14 protein-coding genes and 1 pseudogene are annotated in these 17,894 nt (G+C 69.0%); 3 read left to right on the forward strand and 12 right to left on the reverse strand.

What is annotated here, in order from left to right:
• Positions 1-59: 59 nt before the first annotated feature.
• Positions 60-1,934, reverse strand: coding sequence for an AMP-dependent synthetase/ligase (locus ACFP2V_RS03745; RefSeq protein ID WP_381205280.1), 1,875 nt, complete (start codon positions 1,932-1,934; stop codon positions 60-62).
• 369 nt (positions 1,935-2,303) lie between these two features.
• Positions 2,304-4,172, reverse strand: coding sequence for a translation elongation factor 4 (gene lepA / locus ACFP2V_RS03750; protein ID WP_381205283.1), 1,869 nt, complete (start codon positions 4,170-4,172; stop codon positions 2,304-2,306).
• 302 nt (positions 4,173-4,474) lie between these two features.
• Between lepA and rpsT the strand changes: the two genes are divergently transcribed.
• The gene (gene rpsT / locus ACFP2V_RS03755) at positions 4,475-4,741 is read left to right on the forward strand and encodes a 30S ribosomal protein S20 (RefSeq protein ID WP_381205286.1); all 267 of its coding nucleotides are present in this window, start codon (positions 4,475-4,477) and stop codon (positions 4,739-4,741) included.
• A gap of 210 nt (positions 4,742-4,951) precedes the next feature.
• Here rpsT and holA read toward each other — a convergent pair whose 3' ends face one another.
• From holA to ACFP2V_RS03775, 4 genes are all read right to left on the reverse strand, one after another.
• Entirely contained in the window at positions 4,952-5,941 is a 990-nt protein-coding gene (gene holA, locus ACFP2V_RS03760; protein WP_381205289.1) for a DNA polymerase III subunit delta, read from the reverse strand.
• A 58-nt stretch (positions 5,942-5,999) separates the two neighbouring features.
• The gene (locus ACFP2V_RS03765) at positions 6,000-6,245 is read right to left on the reverse strand and encodes a hypothetical protein (RefSeq protein ID WP_381205293.1); all 246 of its coding nucleotides are present in this window, start codon (positions 6,243-6,245) and stop codon (positions 6,000-6,002) included.
• Positions 6,246-6,366: 121 nt separating this feature from the next.
• Complete coding sequence (locus tag ACFP2V_RS03770) at positions 6,367-7,110, reverse strand: ABC transporter permease (RefSeq protein WP_381205296.1); 744 nt, start codon at positions 7,108-7,110, stop codon at positions 6,367-6,369.
• Positions 7,103-8,074: an ATP-binding cassette domain-containing protein gene (locus ACFP2V_RS03775; protein WP_381205299.1), complete on the reverse strand. Its 972-nt coding sequence runs from the start codon at positions 8,072-8,074 to the stop codon at positions 7,103-7,105. The genes ACFP2V_RS03770 and ACFP2V_RS03775 overlap by 8 nt, the downstream gene beginning before the upstream one ends.
• 99 nt (positions 8,075-8,173) lie before the next feature.
• Between ACFP2V_RS03775 and ACFP2V_RS03780 the strand changes: the two genes are divergently transcribed.
• Complete coding sequence (locus tag ACFP2V_RS03780; protein WP_381205302.1) at positions 8,174-8,956, forward strand: TetR/AcrR family transcriptional regulator; 783 nt, start codon at positions 8,174-8,176, stop codon at positions 8,954-8,956.
• Positions 8,957-9,170: 214 nt separating this feature from the next.
• On the opposite strand, the gene ACFP2V_RS03785 is transcribed toward ACFP2V_RS03780, so the two are convergent.
• Together ACFP2V_RS03785 and ACFP2V_RS03790 are read right to left on the reverse strand one after the other, a co-directional pair.
• A complete protein-coding gene (locus ACFP2V_RS03785; protein ID WP_381205305.1) occupies positions 9,171-9,686 on the reverse strand; it encodes a DinB family protein in 516 nt (171 codons plus the stop codon).
• Positions 9,687-10,110: 424 nt separating this feature from the next.
• Positions 10,111-10,773 (reverse strand): annotated as a pseudogene (locus ACFP2V_RS03790) (ComEC/Rec2 family competence protein); the annotation flags it as partial.
• Between the two features lie 141 nt (positions 10,774-10,914).
• Between ACFP2V_RS03790 and ACFP2V_RS03795 the strand changes: the two are divergent.
• Positions 10,915-11,658, forward strand: coding sequence for an aminoglycoside phosphotransferase family protein (locus ACFP2V_RS03795; RefSeq protein WP_381205308.1), 744 nt, complete (start codon positions 10,915-10,917; stop codon positions 11,656-11,658).
• A gap of 46 nt (positions 11,659-11,704) precedes the next feature.
• Here ACFP2V_RS03795 and ACFP2V_RS03800 read toward each other — a convergent pair whose 3' ends face one another.
• The 4 genes from ACFP2V_RS03800 to ACFP2V_RS03815 are packed head-to-tail and all read right to left on the reverse strand — an operon-like array spanning position 11,705 to position 17,641.
• Entirely contained in the window at positions 11,705-12,154 is a 450-nt protein-coding gene (locus tag ACFP2V_RS03800; RefSeq protein WP_381205310.1) for a hypothetical protein, read from the reverse strand.
• Entirely contained in the window at positions 12,151-14,247 is a 2,097-nt protein-coding gene (locus tag ACFP2V_RS03805; RefSeq protein ID WP_381205313.1) for an integrase, read from the reverse strand. Before ACFP2V_RS03805 ends, ACFP2V_RS03800 begins: the two co-directional genes overlap by 4 nt.
• The gene (locus tag ACFP2V_RS03810; protein ID WP_381205316.1) at positions 14,244-16,178 is read right to left on the reverse strand and encodes a hypothetical protein; all 1,935 of its coding nucleotides are present in this window, start codon (positions 16,176-16,178) and stop codon (positions 14,244-14,246) included. Before ACFP2V_RS03810 ends, ACFP2V_RS03805 begins: the two co-directional genes overlap by 4 nt.
• Positions 16,178-17,641, reverse strand: coding sequence for a hypothetical protein (locus ACFP2V_RS03815; protein WP_381205319.1), 1,464 nt, complete (start codon positions 17,639-17,641; stop codon positions 16,178-16,180). Before ACFP2V_RS03815 ends, ACFP2V_RS03810 begins: the two co-directional genes overlap by 1 nt.
• Between the last annotated feature and the right edge of the window lie 253 nt (positions 17,642-17,894).

The following is a 17,894-nucleotide window of genomic DNA, read 5'->3' on the forward strand; positions in this document are numbered from 1 at the left end:
CCGAATCGGTCCGGGAACCCGCCCCGGTGTTCATGCCCTGCGGGAGCGTCCCGTGCGGCTCACGCCTCCCGGGCGCCCGCGTACATCTCGTCGATGAGGTGCTTGTACTCGCGCTCCACCACCGGGCGCTTCAGCTTCAGGCTCGGGGTGATCTCGCCGTGCTCGATGTCGAGGTCGCGCGGCAGGAGGCGGAACTTCTTGATGGTCTGCCAGCGCTGGAGGCCCTCGTTGAGCTGCTTGACGTAACCGTCGACCATCTCGACCGTCGCGGGCGCGGCGACGATCTCCGCGTACGGCTTGCCCTTCATGCCGTTCTCGGCCGCCCAGGCCGTGAGGGACGCCTCGTCGAGGGCGATGAGGGCGGTGCAGTAGTTCCGGTCGGCGCCGTGCACCAGGATGTTGGAGACGTACGGGCACACCGCCTTGAACTGTCCCTCGACCTCGGCGGGCGCGATGTACTTGCCGCCGGAGGTCTTGATGAGGTCCTTCTTGCGGTCGGTGATGCGCAGGTAGCCGTCGGGCGACAGCTCGCCGATGTCGCCGGTGTGGAACCAGCCGTCGGACTCCAGGACCTCGGCGGTCTTCTCGGGCAGCCCTTGGTAGCCCTCCATGATGCCGGGGCCGCGCAGCAGGATCTCGCCGTCGTCGGCGATGCGCACCTCGGTGCCGGGCAGCGGCTTGCCGACGGTGCCGGTGCGGTAGGCCTCGCCGGGGTTGACGAAGGAGGCCGCGGAGGACTCGGTGAGGCCGTACCCCTCCAGGATGTGGATGCCGGCGCCGGCGAAGAAGTAACCGATCTCGGGTGCGAGGGCCGCCGATCCGGAGACGCAGGCGCGCAGGCTGCCGCCGAACGCCTCACGGATCTTGGCGTAGACCAGCTTGTCGGCGACGGTGTGCTTCGCGGTGAGGCCGAAGGGGGCACTGGCGATGCCGGTGCGGCGGAAGTTGTCCTGGGTGACCTTGGCGTACTCGCGGGCGACACCGGCGGCCCACTGGAAGATCTTGTACTTGGCGCCGCCGCCGGCCCGCGCCTTGGCCGCCACCCCGTTGTAGACCTTCTCGAAGATGCGGGGCACGGCCGCCATGTAGGTCGGCTGCACCACCGGCAGGTTCTCGATGATCTTGTCGACACGGCCGTCGACGGCGGTGACGTGGCCGACCTCGATCTGGCCCGAGGTGAGCACCTTGCCGAAGACGTGCGCGAGCGGCAGCCACAGGTACTGCACGTCGTCCGGCCTGACCAGCCCGGTCGCGGCGATCGCCTTCGCCATGTACGACCAGTTGTCGTGCGGCAGGCGTACGCCCTTGGGGCGGCCGGTGGTCCCCGAGGTGTAGATGAGGGTGGCCAGCTGGTCCTTGGTGATCGCGGCGACCCGCTCCTTGACCAGCCCGGCGTCCTTCTCCAGCCGGGCCGCACCGCGGCGCTCCAGCTCGGCGAGGCTGATCACCCAGTCGTCCGTCTCGACGCCGTCCGCGTCGATGACCACGACATGGCCGATGTGGGGCAGCTCGGCGCGCTTCGCCACCGCCTTGGCGACCTGCGCGGCGTTCTCCGCGATCAGCACCCGGCTGTCGGAGTCCGACAGGATGTAGGCGGACTCCTCGAGGTTCGTCTGCGGGTAGACCGTGGTGGTGGCGGCGCCCGCGCACATGATGCCGAGGTCGGCGAGGACCCATTCGACCCGGGTGGCGGACGCGAGCGCCACCCGCTCCTCCGGGTTCACGCCCAGCTCGATCAGGCCGGCCGCGATGGCGTCGACCCGCTCGGCGGCCTCGGCCCAGGTGAGCGACTTCCAGCCGTCGGGACCCTCGCCGGTGGCGGACGGGACGGGATAGCGGTACGCCTCGGTGTCCGGTGTGGCGGCGACACGCTCCAGGAAGAGGGTCGCCACGCTCGGCGGCCGGTTCTCGATCAAAGTCTGTGTGTCGCTCAAGACATCCTCCGGGGCCCGCGACGGCGCGGCTGGCTCAGATGCGGCTGGTGTACGACTGACATGCGGGTGGTGATCGGCCGGTTACGTTCACGTACCCTTGTTTAACTCGCGAGTAACCGTCGAGCCAGAGTAAAGGCCCACCGGCGGCTGCGTAAGGGGCAACGGCCTGTCACTTTGCACAGAGGATCCCCTGACGGGCCACAACGGGACTGACGACGGACCGGCCGCAGGACCTCCGACGGATCGGCCGCGGAACCGCCGACGGACCTGCCGCGAATGCGCCGGGGCCCGCCGCGCGTGCGCACGACGGGCCCCGCTTCGCCCGGGGCACCGGCGGGTGCTCCCCCGCCCACCGCCGGTAACCCCCGGTTACTTCTTGCCCTTGCCCGATCCCGCGCTCTCGTCGCTGGAGAGGACGGCGATGAAGGCCTCCTGCGGGACCTCCACGGCGCCCACCATCTTCATCCGCTTCTTGCCCTCCTTCTGCTTCTCCAGCAGCTTGCGCTTGCGCGAGATGTCACCGCCGTAGCACTTGGCGAGGACGTCCTTGCGGATGGCGCGGACGGTCTCGCGGGCGATCACCCGGGAACCGATGGCGGCCTGGACGGGCACCTCGAAGCCCTGCCGCGGGATCAGCTCCCGCAGCTTGGCGACGAGCCGCACGCCGTACGCGTACGCCTGGTCCTTGTGGGTGATCACCGAGAAGGCGTCCACCTTGTCGCCGTGCAGCAGGATGTCGACCTTGACCAGGCTGGAGGACTGCTCGCCCGTGGGCTCGTAGTCCAGCGAGGCGTAGCCGCGGGTCTTGGACTTCAGCTGGTCGAAGAAGTCGAAGACGATCTCCGCGAGCGGCAGGGTGTAGCGGATCTCGACCCGGTCCTCGGAGAGGTAGTCCATGCCGAGCAGGGTGCCGCGCCGGGTCTGGCACAGCTCCATGATCGCGCCGATGAACTCGGTGGGCGCGAGGATCGTGGCCCGCACCACCGGCTCGAAGACCTTGTCGATCTTCCCCTCGGGGAACTCGCTCGGGTTGGTGACGACGTGCTCGGCACCGTCCTCCATGACCACGCGGTACACCACGTTGGGCGCGGTGGCGATCAGGTCGAGCCCGAACTCGCGCTCGAGGCGCTCACGGATCACGTCGAGGTGCAGCAGGCCCAGGAAGCCCACGCGGAAGCCGAACCCGAGGGCCGCGGACGTCTCCGGCTCGTAGACCAGGGCCGCGTCGTTGAGCTGGAGCTTGTCCAGGGCGTCGCGCAGCAGGGGGTAGTCGGAGCCGTCCATCGGGTACAGGCCGGAGAAGACCATGGGCTTGGGCTCCTTGTAGCCGCCCAGCGCCTCCTCGGCCCCCTTGTGCTGGCTGGTGATGGTGTCACCGACCTTGGACTGGCGGACGTCCTTCACGCCGGTGATGAGGTAGCCCACCTCGCCGACGCCGAGACCGTCGGAGGACAGCATCTCCGGCGAGTTCGTACCGATCTCCAGCAGCTCGTGCGTCGCGCCCGTGGACATCATCCGGATGCGCTCGCGCTTGTTGAGCTGGCCGTCGATGACCCTGACGTACGTCACGACGCCGCGGTACGAGTCGTAGACCGAGTCGAAGATCATCGCGCGGGCCGGGGCGTCCTTGACGCCGACCGGGGCGGGGATCTCGGCGACCACCCTGTCCAGCAGCGCCTCGACGCCGAGCCCGGTCTTGGCGGACACCTTCAGCACGTCGTCGGGCTCGCAGCCGACCAGGTTGGCGAGCTCCTCGGCGAACTTCTCGGGCTGCGCGGCCGGCAGGTCGATCTTGTTGAGCACCGGGATGATCGTGAGGTCGTTCTCCATCGCCAGGTACAGGTTGGCGAGGGTCTGGGCCTCGATGCCCTGCGCGGCGTCCACCAGGAGGACCGTGCCCTCACAGGCGGCGAGCGACCGCGACACCTCGTAGGTGAAGTCGACGTGCCCCGGCGTGTCGATCATGTTGAGGATGTGCGTGCTGCCCTTGTCGTGAGTGGGCGCCCACGGCAACCGCACCGCCTGGGACTTGATCGTGATGCCGCGTTCGCGCTCGATGTCCATGCGGTCGAGGTACTGGGCACGCATCTGCCGCTGCTCGACCACGCCGGTCAGCTGGAGCATCCGGTCGGCGAGCGTGGACTTGCCGTGGTCGATGTGCGCGATGATGCAGAAGTTGCGGATCAGAGCCGGGTCGGTACGGCTCGGCTCGGGCACGTGGATGGGGGTCGCGGGCACGCAGGGTCCTGATTCTTGAGGCGTCCGCAGTGTCTGCGGTCTCGGGTCGGATCGGATCTATACGTAGCTTCCATGGTCCCACGGGCGGGGAGTGTGGCACCCCGGGCGGGGACCGGAGGTCCGGACCGGGGCCGGACCGGGCCTGTGCCGGCGCCCGGCCGGGGCCGGGTTTGGGCCGTCCGTCGGGCCGCTGGTAACGTGGGGGGTTGTGTCTCTTGCCCTCTCGGTGCGGGGCACGTCTCAAGAAATTCACCGGTCCGGGACCCGCGCGGCCCCGGACCAGAACCTGTAGAGGCTCATTCGTGGCGAACATCAAGTCCCAGATCAAGCGGAACAAGACCAACGAGAAGGCCCGGCTGCGCAACAAGGCCGTCAAGTCCTCTCTGAAGACCGCGATCCGCAAGGCTCGTGAGGCCGTCGCCGCGGGCGACGCCGAGAAGGCCACCGAGTACCAGCGCGCCGCCGCGCGTCAGCTCGACAAGGCCGTCTCCAAGGGCGTCATCCACAAGAACCAGGCCGCCAACAAGAAGTCGGCGCTGGCTCACAAGGTCGCGCCCCTCAAGGGCTGAACCACTCGCTGATCTGATCGGATTCGATCCGACCGCTGGAAGGACCCAGGGCGGGCCCTCTCTCTCCGCCCCCGACCGGCACCCCGAGCCTGTACGCGGCCTGCGTTCGCCACGCGGGTACGGGCTCCGATCCTCACCGAGGACCCCGCTCCGCCCGCCCTTCCCCGGGCGGTGGAGCGGGGTCCTCGGCTTTGTCACGGGGCAGGACGCCTACGCCCTGCCCTTCGACCTGGCCGCGCGTGCGATGGTGACGACCGCCTTCTCCAGGGCGTACCCCGGGTCCTCCCCGCCGCCCTTGACGCCGGCGTCCGCCTCGGCCACCGCCCGCAGGGCGACGGACACGCCGTCGGGGGTCCAGCCCCGCATCTGCTGCCGCACCCGGTCGATCTTCCACGGCGGCATGCCCAGCTCCCGCGCCAGATCGGCCGGTCTGCCACCGCGCGCCGACGACAGCTTCCCGATCGCCCGTACGCCCTGGGCCAGCGCGCTGGTGATCAGCACCGGCGCCACCCCCGTCGCCAGCGACCAGCGCAACGCCTCCAGCGCCTCCGCCGCCCGTCCCTCGACCGCGCGGTCGGCGACCGTGAAGCTCGACGCCTCGGCCCGCCCGGTGTAGTACCGGCCGACGACCGCCTCGTCGATCGTGCCCTCGATGTCCGCCGCCAGCTGGGACACCGCCGCCGCCAGCTCCCGCAGATCGCTGCCGAGGGAGTCGACCAGCGCCTGGCACGCCTCCGGTGTGGCCGATCTCCCGGTGGCCCGGAACTCGCCCCGGACGAAGGCCAGCCGGTCCGCCGGCTTCGTCATCTTCGGGCAGGCCACCTCCCGCGCCCCGGTCTTGCGCGCCGCGTCGAGCAGGCCCTTGCCCTTGGCGCCGCCCGCGTGCAGCAGGACGAGCGTGATCTCCTCGGCGGGCGCCCCGAGGTACGCCTTCACGTCCTTGACGGTGTCGGCCGACAGGTCCTGCGCATTGCGCACGACCACGACCTTGCGCTCGGCGAAGAGCGAGGGGCTGGTCAGCTCGGCGAGGGTGCCGGGCTGGAGCTGGTCCGGGGTGAGGTCGCGTACGTCCGTGTCGGCGTCGGCGGCCTTCGCGGCCGCCACCACCTCCTGCACGGCACGGTCGAGCAGGAGGTCCTCCTGGCCCACGGCGAGCGTCACGGGGGCGAGAGGGTCGTCTTGAGCTGTCTTCCTGGCCATCGCGCCAAGCATCGCACGCACCACTGACGGCGAGGGGTCCCGACGTCACGGCACCGGGTCAGGGCTCCTCCCGCCAGCCGTCCCACTCCGCCGCGAACTCGTCCAGCGCGCCGGGGTCCAGCCGTTGCCTCTCGTCGCGCAGGACGACGAGCCACTGGGCGTCCTCGGCATCGTCCTCGCCGGCCAGGGCGTCCCGGACGAGCCGCGGCTCCTCGTCGACGCCGAAGCGCTCGCCCAGCTCCTCCGCCACCGCTTCCGCGGCATCCCGGTCGGGCAGCACCAGCACATGTCTCACATCGCTCACGCCAGCCATTGTGTCGGGCGCCGGCCCTCGGGCACGATCCGCATGCCGTTGCCGCCCCGGTGTATGCAACGGTCGCTGGAGAACTCGTGGATCCGCTCGGCCACGCAGCAGGCGTCGCATCTCACACCGTCCGCCTCCTGAACAAAACTCCCGAAGCCCCCACCGAAACCACCAGGATCCCCGCACACCAAGCCAGCGCCACCCACGGAGTGGCTCCCACCGGCTGCCCGAGCAACAGCCCCCGAAGCGCCTCGATCACCTTGGTCACCGGTTGATGGGCCGCGAAGCCCTGGAGCCAGCCGGGCATCGTGCCGGTGGGGACGAAGGCACTGCTGGGATAGGGGAGGAAACTGACGAAGAAGGTGAAGCCGCCTGCCGCTTCGGGGGACTTGACGAAGAGGCCGATCGCGGCCGAGAACCAGGACAGGGCGAGGACGTAGATCAGCAGGACGGCGGTTGCCGCCAGCCAGCCCGAGAGGGTGGCCGAGGGACGGAAGCCGATGGCGAAGGCAAGGCAGAGGACCAGGGCGGTGGCCAGCAGGTTGCGGGCCGCCGAGGCCAGGACGTGGCCGGTGAGGATCGGGGTGCCGCCGAGGTCCAGGGCGCGGAAGCGGTCGATGATGCCGCCCTTGAGGTCCTCCGCCACCGCCATCGCCGTGTTGGCCGAGCCGAAGCCCGCGCAGAGGAGGAGGACGCCGGGGACGACGTAAGTGACGTACTGGGTACCGGTGTCGATCGCGCCGCCGAAGAAGTAGACGAAGATCAACAGGATCATCACCGGAAGGGCCAGCGAGGTGATGAGTGCGTCCACGTTGCGGCGACTCAGGCGCAGTGAGCGGCCGGTCATGATCAGGGCGTCAGACATGGGTGGGCTCCGCGGCGGGGGATCGGGTGAGTTCGAGGAAGACGTCGTCGAGGGTCGCCGTGTGGACGGAGAAGCTCGCGATGGTGGTGCGGGTGGGGTCCAACTCGTCCAGCAGGGCGCGGATGTGGGCAGCCGAGCCGTCGGTGGGGATGCCCAGGGTGCGGGTGTCGGGGTCGGTGCGGGTCGCCCGGGGCACCAGGCGCAGATAGCTCGCCGAGTCGGTGAGGACCAGGTCGAGGCGGTGGCCCGCGACGCGTTGTTTCAGCTCGGCCGAGGTGCCTTCGGCAACCAGGGCACCCTTGTCGAGGACCGCGATGCGGTCCGCCAACTGGTCGGCTTCTTCGAGGTATTGGGTGGTCAGGAAGACCGTGGCGCCTTGGGCGGACAGTTCGCGTACGACGTCCCAGAGGGCCGCGCGGCTGCGGGGGTCCAGGCCCGTGGTCGGCTCGTCGAGGAAGATCACCTCGGGGTCGCCGACCAGGGACGCGGCCAGGTCCAGGCGGCGACGCATGCCTCCGGAGTACGTCTTCACCAGGCGGTCGGCCGCATCGGTGAGGTCGAAGCGGTCGAGGAGTTCCGCCGCCCTGGTGCGCGCGGCCGCGCGGCTGTGGCGGGCCAGGCGCGTCATCATGCGCAGGTTCTCGGCGCCCGTCTGCATCTCGTCGACCGCCGCGAACTGGCCGGTCAGGCTGATCGCCCGGCGGACCCGGGAGCGCGCGGTGCGGATGTCGTGACCGGCCACCCGGGCCGTGCCCGCGTCGGCGGTCGCGAGCGTGGCCAGGATGCGTACGACGGTGGTCTTGCCCGCGCCGTTGGGGCCGAGCAGCGCGTGTACGGCGCCACGCGGAACGGTGAGGTCCACACCGCGCAGGACCTGAAGGTCGCCGTAGGACTTGGTCAGGCCGGTGGCCTCGATGGCCGGGTGTACGGCGGACGGGTGTACGGCGGACGGGTGCTCTGGCATCGCCCCTCATCTCGGTTCATTAACTGCGTAACCCTTACGCATTACTGTGTAAGGGTTACGCAGAACTAGGATGTGCGTCAAGCCCGGGCCGCAGATCGGATGGCAGTCGGGACGACGAGGGAGACGTACGTGGCGGACACGGAGAGCGGGACGGGGCTGCCCGCCAGCCTCGAAGTGGCCTGGGGGCTGCGCGAACGTCCCGCGAAGGGGCCGCGGCCCGGACTGAGCCTCGACCGGATCGTCGACACGGCCGTCCGGATCGCGGCCGCCGAGGGGCTCGGCGCGGTGTCCATGGGGCGGGTCGCCAAGGAGCTCGGCGTCTCGACCATGTCGCTCTACCGCTATGTCGGCGCCAAGGATGAGCTCTATGTGCTGATGCAGGAGGCGGCCGTGGGCGCGCCGCCCGAGGCGCCGCCGGCCGGTACCGGGTGGCGCGAGTGCCTCGCGTGGTGGGCGCGGGCACAGCGGGCGGTCTTCCGGCAGAACCTGTGGCTGCTGCGCATCCCCACCTCGGGACCTCCCATCGGCCCCAACTCCCTGGCCTGGATGGAAGCGGCGCTGGCGGGGCTGGACGGCACCGGGTTGCGCGAGGAGGAGAAGCTCTCCGTGCTGATGCTGGTGGGCGGCTACGTACGGAATGAATCCGTGCTGATGTCCGACCTGGAGGCCGGGATGCGAGCGAGCGGGGTCGGGCCCGACGAGTCGCTGCGGCGCTATGCGGCGGCGCTTGGGGCGCTCACCGATGCCGAGCGGCATCCCGCCATCGCGCGGCTCCTCGCCTCGGGCGTGCTCGAGTACGGGGATGAGGCCGACACCGAGTTCGACTTCGGGCTCGACCGGGTGCTCGACGGGATCGAGGTCCTGGTCGAGTCGCGACGCTGATGTCACACACCTTGTTCGACTCCCACCGGCCGGCCTTTGAGCAGATCAGGGAAGAATCCGTGCTCCACCGTGCGCGCTCGTGGCCGTCAAGAACTTCCGGGCGGTGACGACGAGATCCGACAAGCGCGCCCACGTCTTCCACGGCAACGGTGACGGTGCCGCGGTCCGACTCCGGCTCCGGTCTCGATCTGCCGGAGAGAGCTACCGGAGAGAGCTAGTAGTACCCCTTCGCCCCGTCGAGCAGCTCCCGCACGATGTCCGCGTGCCCCGCATGCCGTCCGGTCTCCTCGACCAGGTGGATGAGCATCCAGCGGAGGTTGGCCTTGCTCGAGCGGTAGTCGGGGTGGCGACCGACGTCGTCCAGGGAGGCCGCGGACACGATCTCGTCGCTTCGGGCGCACTGGGCCTCGTACTCCGCGAGCAGCTGCTTCAGCGTGATGCCGTCGGTGCGCCAGTCGGCGTCCTCGTCCGTCTCGTCGAAGGACGGGTTCTGCGTCTCGTCGCCACCGAGGAACAGCACCTCCAGCCAGATGTGCTCGACCCACCGCATATGGCTGATGAGCCCGGCCATCGTCATCGCCGGCGAGGTCGGGATGACGGAGCGGTGCGCGTCCGCCTCGCTCAGTCCCTCGCACTTCCATCGCAGGATCTGCCTCTGGAGATTCAGCCAGCCAAGGAGCGCGGTGCGCTCGTCGGCCTGAAAAGGGGGACGTACGAGTGAAGGGGGCATGCCTGCGGACGCTAGCGTGCCCGGTCTCCGGGTGTCGCCACCTTTTCGGCTGCGCACGGCCATGAGCTCCGGCCCCGTGCCAAGCCCGGCCGAGGACCAGGCACAAGATCCGCCGGACAGGACCCGGTCCTCAGGGACGAAGACCCCGCCCCGGCGGAGTCTTGCGGAACTCCGCCAGGACAGGTGAACGGAGCCCCTCCCCCAGAGCCGATGGCCCATCATCGGATGCGCCCGGGCCGGCGCCACGACATCGTCGGCTTCCGCCCACAGGTGCCCCGCGGGCCGCGGCGGACATGCGCGCCCTACGCAATCCCGCCGCCTTCGCGGGGAACAGGTCATCGGCCGGACGGCCACCGACGCACAGGGTCGCGCTCGTCCAGGTACTCCCCATGGCCGGCAGCCCACGTCGGAAAGTGTCAGCTCCTCAGTGTCGGGCCACACGCAGGCCCCTCTTGCCGTCCTCGCCCTCCTTGCCGTCCTCGTCGCCGAGTACCGCGATCGTGCCGTCGCGGTCGGTTCGCAGGACCGCGGTGCCGGTGTTGCGCAGGGCGGCGAGTGTGGTCGGGGCCGGGTGGCCGTAGGTGTTGTCGCGGCCTGCGGAGATCAGGGCCAGCCGGGGCGAGACCCGGTGCAGGAGGCCGGGGTCCTGATACGCCGAGCCGTGGTGGGCGACCTTCAGGATGTCGACGCCGGCCAGTCGCCCCGCCTCGGGTGACCTGGCCAGGGCCCGCTGGGCGGGCGGTTCCAGGTCGCCGAGCAGCAGCAGGCGCAGGCCGGCCGTTCGGACGAGCATGACCACGCTCGCGTCGTTCGGGCCCTCCGGCTGCGGGGTCCAGGACTGCGGGGTCGTGGGCGCTGCGGGCTGCCGGGGGCTCGGTGGTGGCCACACCACCTCCCAGGACAGGTCCCCCGTGCGCCGCCGCTCCCCGGCGACGGCACGCGTCACCGGCAGGTGCCGGTCGGTCGCGAGCCCTCGTACGAAGCGGGCCTGGTCGGCGGGCTCCTCCAGCCCCGTGGTCGCGATCGCGCCCACCGAGCGTCCGCGCAGTACACCGGGCAGGCCCGCCACATGGTCGGCGTGGACGTGTTCTTCGCGCTCGGCATGTCTCATGAGACATGCTGTCGATCACGGGGCAAGCGCTGGGCCTGGGAAGCAGGGGCGCTCGCAAGGCATCAGGGAACATCACGCGTCAGCAGCCGCCTGAGACAGCAGAAGGGAACCAGTGACATGTCCGAGATTGTTGACGAAGCGGTCCCTCTGCAGGGCGGCCGCATCACCGATGGCGTCGTCCGCATCGGTGACACGGTCCGGAGGCCGGCGTCGGCTGCCTCGCCGTTCGTCGCCTCCGTGCTTGATCTGTTGGAGAGCCGAGGATTCACGGGGGCCCCGCGATATCTCGGTCGGGATCAGGCAGGTCGGGACACCTTCAGCTTTGTGCCGGGCTGGGTCCCGCCGAAGTTCCGACCGTGGACCGACGCGCAAGTTGCTGCGGCTGGCGCCATGGCGCGGGCCATGCACGATGCCACTCGGGGTAGTGATCTTGCTGGTCAGCATCAGGTCGTATGCCACCACGATCTGGGACCGAACAACGCCGTCTTCCAGGACGAGACGCCGGTCGCCTTCATCGATTTCGACATGGCCGCGCCGGGCAGTCCGCTGGAGGACGTCGGTTATATGAGCTGGCTGTGGTGCGTGTCTTCGAAGGTCGGGGTTCCCCCTGTGGATGTTCAGGCCACTCAGGTGCGTGTGCTGGCCGATGCCTATGGCCTGGCTGGTCCTGAGCGTGCTGTGCTGGTCGACGCGATGTTGGAACGGCAGGCCCGTAATGCCCGTTTCTGGGCGGAGGTGCAGGCCGGCTTCATGGCCGTCGAGGCCACTGACCAGCAGATCTCAGATCGCATCGCCTGGTCCCGGCGAGAGCACGACCACACTGCCGAGTACCGCAAAGTGTTCGAGGACGCCCTCAAGTGACGGACCTCGGAGAGATCGCTGGTGGGCCTGCTGAGGCGATAGACGATCACTGACGTTGTCTGGGACCGCGGGGGCGGATGGGCGTGACCGTGGTTGTGGTGTCCTTGTTGAGCTGCTGCCGGAGGGCTTCGTTGTCGTGGAAGAGGGCGGCGATCGCGGTGTGGGCGGCCTTGAGTTTGTTCTCCAGGAGCGTGCATTCCTGGGTCTTCTTGGTCAGTCGCTTCTTGAGGTCGGCGATGGCCGCGTCGCGTTTGGCCTCGCCGGGGGTGGCCTTCCCGTGGGCGGCGAGGTGCGCGTCCCACTCGGCCAGGATCGCGTGCGCGCGGTTCATCGTCGCGCGGCTGACCTGGGCTTCTTTGTAGAGGTTCTCTTTGGTGAGGCGGCCGTCGGTCCGTTGCGGGCGGCCTTCGAAGAGGCGGGTCATCGCTGCCCGAAGGGCGGCGGCGGTCTTGGGGCTGACCTGGTCTTCGGGACGGCCGTCGGCGGGGCCGGTCACTGGGGTTCTCCCGCCATCTTGAGGACGTTGCGGGTGATGTCGAGTTCGCGTTCGGCGAGGTCTCGGCGGCAGGCCGGGGTGGCGGGGTTGTTGATGAGTTGGAGCTGTTTGCGCTGGTGGGAGTCGTAGATCGGCAGGTGCTCGGGGCCGATCATGCTGTTGGCGCATCGGTCGGGCCGGCAGCGCTCGTCGAGGGGGCCGGTGTGGCCTTCCGGGACGATCGCGTTCTCGAGGCAGACGGCGCCGACGGGGTTGGTGTGGTCGGCAGTGCAGTTGTTGAGCATGCCGAACCGGATGTGGATCCTGGTCGTGCGCAGGAGGGTGTCGGCGGTGCGGGCGTCCCCGTTGCGGGCCTTGACGGTGGCGTCGATCTGGTCGAAGGCGTCCTTGACGCGATCGGCACCGGGCCCGAATCCGATCTCCTCGCCTGCGGTGTGACGCTCGTAGAGGTCTTTGATCTTGCGGAACTTGACGTTGTCGAGGGCGTCTTCGAGGTATGTGGCCCAGTTGTCGTCGGAGGCGGCATAGCTGCGGGTCGTGGCGTTGGCAAGGGCCCGCTTGGCGAGGTGCTTGAGCTGGATGCCGGTGGCGATCTCGGAGTTGGGGAACTGGTCAGTGAGCATCGCCATCGTCTTGCGGAACATGTGCGGGCGTATGTAGGTGGTGGGGATCTCGTCGAGGCCGGTCCAAGCCCGGTATGTGTTCACGAACTTCACGAACGACGCCAGCATCCTGGCTCCGACGATGGTGCCGTCCTGATTGTCGGCGCCGACCGGGGAGAAGACGCGTTCGGGGTGAAGGGAGACGGCCTCGGCGACCGTGAGGGCTTCAACGAGCGGTTCGGCGATCCACCAGTGCTTGCCGGGGCGGTTGGGGGTGCCCTTGATCTTCGTGGAGGAGATGGCCGGGGTGCTGTAGTGCTCGACGACGGATGCCCGCAAGATCTCGTGGATCTCCGAGTCGCGCATCATGGAAAGGCCCACGACCAGGGTGAATGCCGCATTTCGCAGTGCCGTCTTCAGGTCGTTCAGCGGCCGCGGGCCGATGCCGGGGTGCCAGGGTCCTGTGGTGCCGTCCGGACGACTCGTCTGTACGAGTTCTCCGGTCAGCGCCTGGGTCGTGGTCCGTCCCTTGGCTACTTCCTCCAGGACCCGTGCACGTCGCTGCCTCTTGATCTGGCAGCCCGACTCGGAGAAGGCGGGATAGAGGTCCCTTTCGTAGCCCAGGAGAAGCGTCAGCAGGCTCCAATTCACATGCGGCGCCTGGTCTTTCGAGGGCGCGGTGTGAAGGGGGATCTTGTTCCGGGGGTCGGCGAGCCATTCCTCAAGCCGGTCGTCGATGTCGAGTACCGACGGGTTCGCGGCGGCGAGGAGCTCGCCGTGACGGCGGTCGGCGCGCAGGACGTCAGGGGCGAAGTCGTGGATGTAGGCCCAGGCTGCACGGATCAGTGGGAACCACGTCGTTGGGGGAACCGCGGGGGTAGCAAGATCTTTGCTGGCGCCCAGCTGGGCGACGCTGCGGGCGCTCTGGCCAGGCCACGGGTCGCCGACAGGCCAGTGCAGGCTCAGGGCGGGGGCGGCTGCCGCCAGATTCTTGAGGGCGGTCACGTGCCCCCTGACCGTGTTCGGGGCGGTCCCGGCTGCGGCCATGTCGATAATGCGTTGCCGCAGGTCCTGCATCGTCCATGCGTCCGGGTGAGCCGGGAGCCCGTTCTTGCGGCCCCACTTCGCTGCCGTCCGCAGGCGCGAGGCAATCTGGATCAAGGTTCTCGGGTCGCCGTAGCCTTCGAGGACGACACCGATCTTGAGGACCTCGGGGTGCCGCGGGTTGAAGGTCACCATCAGGAACTCGCGAGCAAGCAGGTTCCAGTACGGATCCTCCAGCTCAAAGCTGAAGTGGACCATCCACGAAGCGGCCGTGCAGTTGGCGGGCCGTTTGAGAATCCCGTTGAAGTTCCAGACGTTCCTGTCGCCGAACCGGGGGACGTAGGCGCCGGGCTCGCGGGCCTCGGGCAGCAGTGAGCGTCCCTGGGCGACGGGTTCGTCGTCCAGGAACAGAGAGGGGCGCCGTTGCTCGGGCAGGGGCAGGATCATGCGTCGAACTCCGTGTTCGCGGCGAGCGGCAGGTCCAGGACGGCCTGGCCGGCTTCGATGTGCTTGCGGGCCTGGTCGAGTTCCTCGGGCGTGCGGTCCTCCAGGACGGCTCGGAGGTTCACCCAGCTCTGCCCCCAGAGCCGCTCGAATGCCTGTGGAGTCAGAACCGTGCGAAGCCGTTCCAAGTGTGCTTTGAACAGCAGGAGTTGAGGCAGGTTGGAGGGCAGGATCCAGGCGTTTCGGCATTCCAGGCAGCGCAGAGGTGCGACGGCGCAGAGCTCGCCGGGGCGGCTGTAGGGGCCCTGGTAGGGGTTCTTGCAGTGGGAGACGCCCATGTCGAGCTGGCCGGCGATGATGTCCTCGGCCTCCAGGGCGGACAGACCCGAGTCCTCCAGCACGGCCTGGTCGACTTCCCCGGTGGTGCCGGAGATGACGGTGGGTCCGTCAACGCGGGCAAGAGCCTTGTCGAGCCAGTGCTGCTGGGCCGTGGCGATGGTCCGCCCGGACAGGATGCGCAGCGTAGTGCCCTGTGCGTAGTGGGTGGCGAAGGTTTCCTCGGTGTGGTCATCCGCGGCGGCGCTGATGCGTCCTTCGCTCACGATGGCCTTCTCGACCTTGACCGACTTCCGCATCCGGCCGATGTGCGGGTCACCCTTGATCTCGACGCCCGTGGCGTCCAGCCAGCTCTTGAACGAGCTCTTGGACACGGGCCTCCACTCGTCGAAGACCACGGTGAAGTTGTTGCGGACCGTGGCACTGACGAAGAGCGTGTGGGTGACGTGCGGGGCCTTGGCCCGGACCCGGGCGGTCAGGTCCAGGAGCTGGCGGACCACCTCGCTGGCCTCGCGCCGTGGCCAGTTCACCGTGAGGTGACCGTCAGTGTCTTCGTCCGGGGCCGGCTCCTCGGGTGCGGACTGGTCTCGAAAGGCCCGGTGTCGCCGGTGTTCGGCCCGGTTCTTCAGGAGGGTCAGCCGGACGCCCTTGGGGAGGAACTCCACATCCGCCTCTCCGAAGCCGGTGACCTCTTCCGAGGCGTGGCCGGTGGCGTCCATCAGCAGGATGCGGAACGCGTGGAGATCGAGGTGGTGCGGATACAACATCGCGAACAGCTTGCGAGCCAACTGTCTGCGTGCCATCTGAGGAACGAAGACCCCTGACGGGCCTGTGCCGAGCGTCTGCAGTTCCGGCGGCCAAGTACGGGGCGCGGGCACGACCCGGTGAATGTCTTCGGGGGTGATCTGCTCGTGGGCGAAGCCCCAGAGCAGGTCGGGGATGCTGGTCCAGCCGCCTTGGTCGGGGTGACGTCCCTGTTCGGCCAGGGCCCACCCCTCCTCCAGGCGTTTGCGGGTGGCGTGAACGCTCTGCCAGGCGGCGCGGACCAAAGCCTGCTTCTCCTGGCGAGTGAACTCGTCCCGTTCCGTCTTCTCCCCGCTGCCCAGCAGCGCGGGACCGCGGGCCAGCCGGGCCAGATCCGGGGCAACCGGACGATCGGGGTGATCGTCCCGGCGGATGATCAGCACCCGCACGGCGCCCGCCAAAACCCAGGGGTAGGTGGAGCTCGGAGCGTAGCTCTCGGGCAGTGACAGCTCCCACTTCACCAGCCGGTCAAGGAGGTTTGGATCGGTCAGGCTCGCCGTCTCCGCCGCTGGCCCGAGCTCCTTGTCCACGTACTTGCAGAGCCGGGTGATCGCCATGTGGTAGGTCTTCGCGTGGGTCGTGATGGCGGTGGCGGCCACGTACTCAACCCACTCATCGGCCAGCTGCATGGCCAAACGCGAACAGCGGAAGTCCGATGGGTCCACCGCCAGGAGCTGTCGGGGGAGCTCGACCACCCGAGGGCCGATGCCGCCGGGCGGGACGGGGTTCGCCAGGGCTGCCCGCAGGCGGTCGCGTTCTGCGTCGTTCCGGCCCTTGCGGCGTGGCTTCGGCATCAGCGGCCGCCCTTCGTGCCGCTGATCGCGTGGGATGCGATGTCGGCGTAGGACGCCTCGTCGTCGCCGATCCAGCTGGAGAACGCGGCCTCGAACTCGTTGATCAGGTCGTCCGTGTACTGGAGGTACTCGTAGGTGGTTTCCGGATTCGCGTGCCCGAGTCTTCGGCTGACAATCAGCAGCGGGTTGTGCCGGATGTGCCCGGTCAAGTACGACCGGTGCCGACGACGGCGAGCCTGCAGGTCCGGCTCCTCGCCGTCCATGATGTTCTCCAGATAGGTCAAAAGTCGCAGAGCGTAGGTGTGCCGCAGGTCGTGCCAGCGCCAGCGTCGCCCCGGCAGCAGCGGCGTGGACCGGTCGGCGAGGTCCGTCATGCGCGTCCAGGCCCGGTGGCGGTAACTCTTCCAGGCGTCCGCCCCCGGCATCAGACCGCCGCGGCAGACGAACAAGGACAACGCCTCCAGGCCGAACTCGCCCTCGCAGACGGTGATCCGCCGCAGCTTGGCGTCCATGGCCGACATCTGGAACTCGCGCACGACGCCGTCCAGGACGCCCCTCACCCGGCCGCCGGCGACGTCGACCTCACCCACCACGAACAGGTCGCGGGCCTTGCGCTCCAGCCCTCGGGCCGCCCTGCGGACGATGTCCGGACGCTCAAGCAGGCAGAACAGGTCGGCGGACGCGACGGCGTCCTCGGGGACATAGATCGAGCGGGCCTTGCCGTATTTCGCGCAGGCCTGGACGGTGTACTCGGCCGCCCCTCCCGGCAGTCCTGGCCAGAGTCCGATCTCGGGCAGCAGCACGGTCGCCCACTCCCGCCAGCGTGCCCCTGACCCCAGTGCGATGTCGCTGCCCGCGCGGCCGCGCAGCGGTGACCACCCGCGGAAGGCCGGGTCCACCTCGGCGTTGGGCAGCTGCCCGCCCAGTCCAACGTCCCGGAAGTAGCGGTACTGCTCGAACGTGAGGTGCCGGATGTCCATGCCCGACCGCACTCGTGGTGCCAAGGCGTTGCGTCCCCGCGCAGCCAGTCTCGCCGGGCGGTGCGGCAAGATCTTCCGGTCGACGAGGAAGCCGTAGAAGTCGTCCAGGACGAACGATTCCCGGCCCCAGACCGACGCGCCGACCGGCTTCTCCTGCCACCGGGTCCGATGGCCCCGGTACGAAACGAGATCGGACTCCGACGCCGACAACACATCGCTGTCCAGACCGACAAGATGATCGTCCAGCCGAGCGATCACCCGCCCGTAGTCCTTCAGCGTGGTCTCGTCCAGCAGCGCCGTCGACAGATACCTGCCGAACTCGCACAGAGGCGGAATCGGTGCCTGCGTCCCCTCGTCGAGCCACACCGGCGTCCCGTCGAGGATGCCCCGCCGCTTCAGCAAAGCCGCCACCCTCGCAGCAGAGATCACATCAGAGTCCAGGTACTTCTCCAGCAGCCCGGACTGCACAAAAGCAAGATCCACACTTGCCCCTCCCCAGGGGCCGGAGAGGAACCCCCATCAGCTCACCTGTCTCGTACCACCGCAACGAGTCGAGACTGAACCACACATCTCATGAGACAGATTTGAACAGCTGAAAGATGACCTTCCCAGCAGTCCATACACGATGGGCAGCCTGCCGCGGACACACCAAGGGCCCGCAGGACCCTCAAACACATGTAGACAGTGAACGCCCCTGGCCGGACAGCCCGGAGATGCCGGCTGACGAATCGCTGCA

This window comes from Streptomyces incanus (assembly GCF_042656345.1).
Lineage (GTDB): Bacteria > Actinomycetota > Actinomycetes > Streptomycetales > Streptomycetaceae > Streptomyces > Streptomyces incanus.

Excerpts from the sequence above, each read along its gene's own strand:
- holA (WP_381205289.1), bottom strand. The coding sequence starts at position 5,941 with ATGGCCAGGAAGACAGCTCAAGACGACCCTCTCGCCCCCGTGACGCTC.
- ACFP2V_RS03770 (WP_381205296.1), bottom strand. The coding sequence starts at position 7,110 with ATGTCTGACGCCCTGATCATGACCGGCCGCTCACTGCGCCTGAGTCGC.
- ACFP2V_RS03775 (WP_381205299.1), bottom strand. The coding sequence starts at position 8,074 with ATGCCAGAGCACCCGTCCGCCGTACACCCGTCCGCCGTACACCCGGCC.
- ACFP2V_RS03780 (WP_381205302.1), top strand. The coding sequence starts at position 8,174 with ATGGCAGTCGGGACGACGAGGGAGACGTACGTGGCGGACACGGAGAGC.
- ACFP2V_RS03785 (WP_381205305.1), bottom strand. The coding sequence starts at position 9,686 with ATGCCCCCTTCACTCGTACGTCCCCCTTTTCAGGCCGACGAGCGCACC.
- ACFP2V_RS03795 (WP_381205308.1), top strand. The coding sequence starts at position 10,915 with ATGTCCGAGATTGTTGACGAAGCGGTCCCTCTGCAGGGCGGCCGCATC.
- ACFP2V_RS03805 (WP_381205313.1), bottom strand. The coding sequence starts at position 14,247 with ATGATCCTGCCCCTGCCCGAGCAACGGCGCCCCTCTCTGTTCCTGGAC.
- ACFP2V_RS03810 (WP_381205316.1), bottom strand. The coding sequence starts at position 16,178 with ATGCCGAAGCCACGCCGCAAGGGCCGGAACGACGCAGAACGCGACCGC.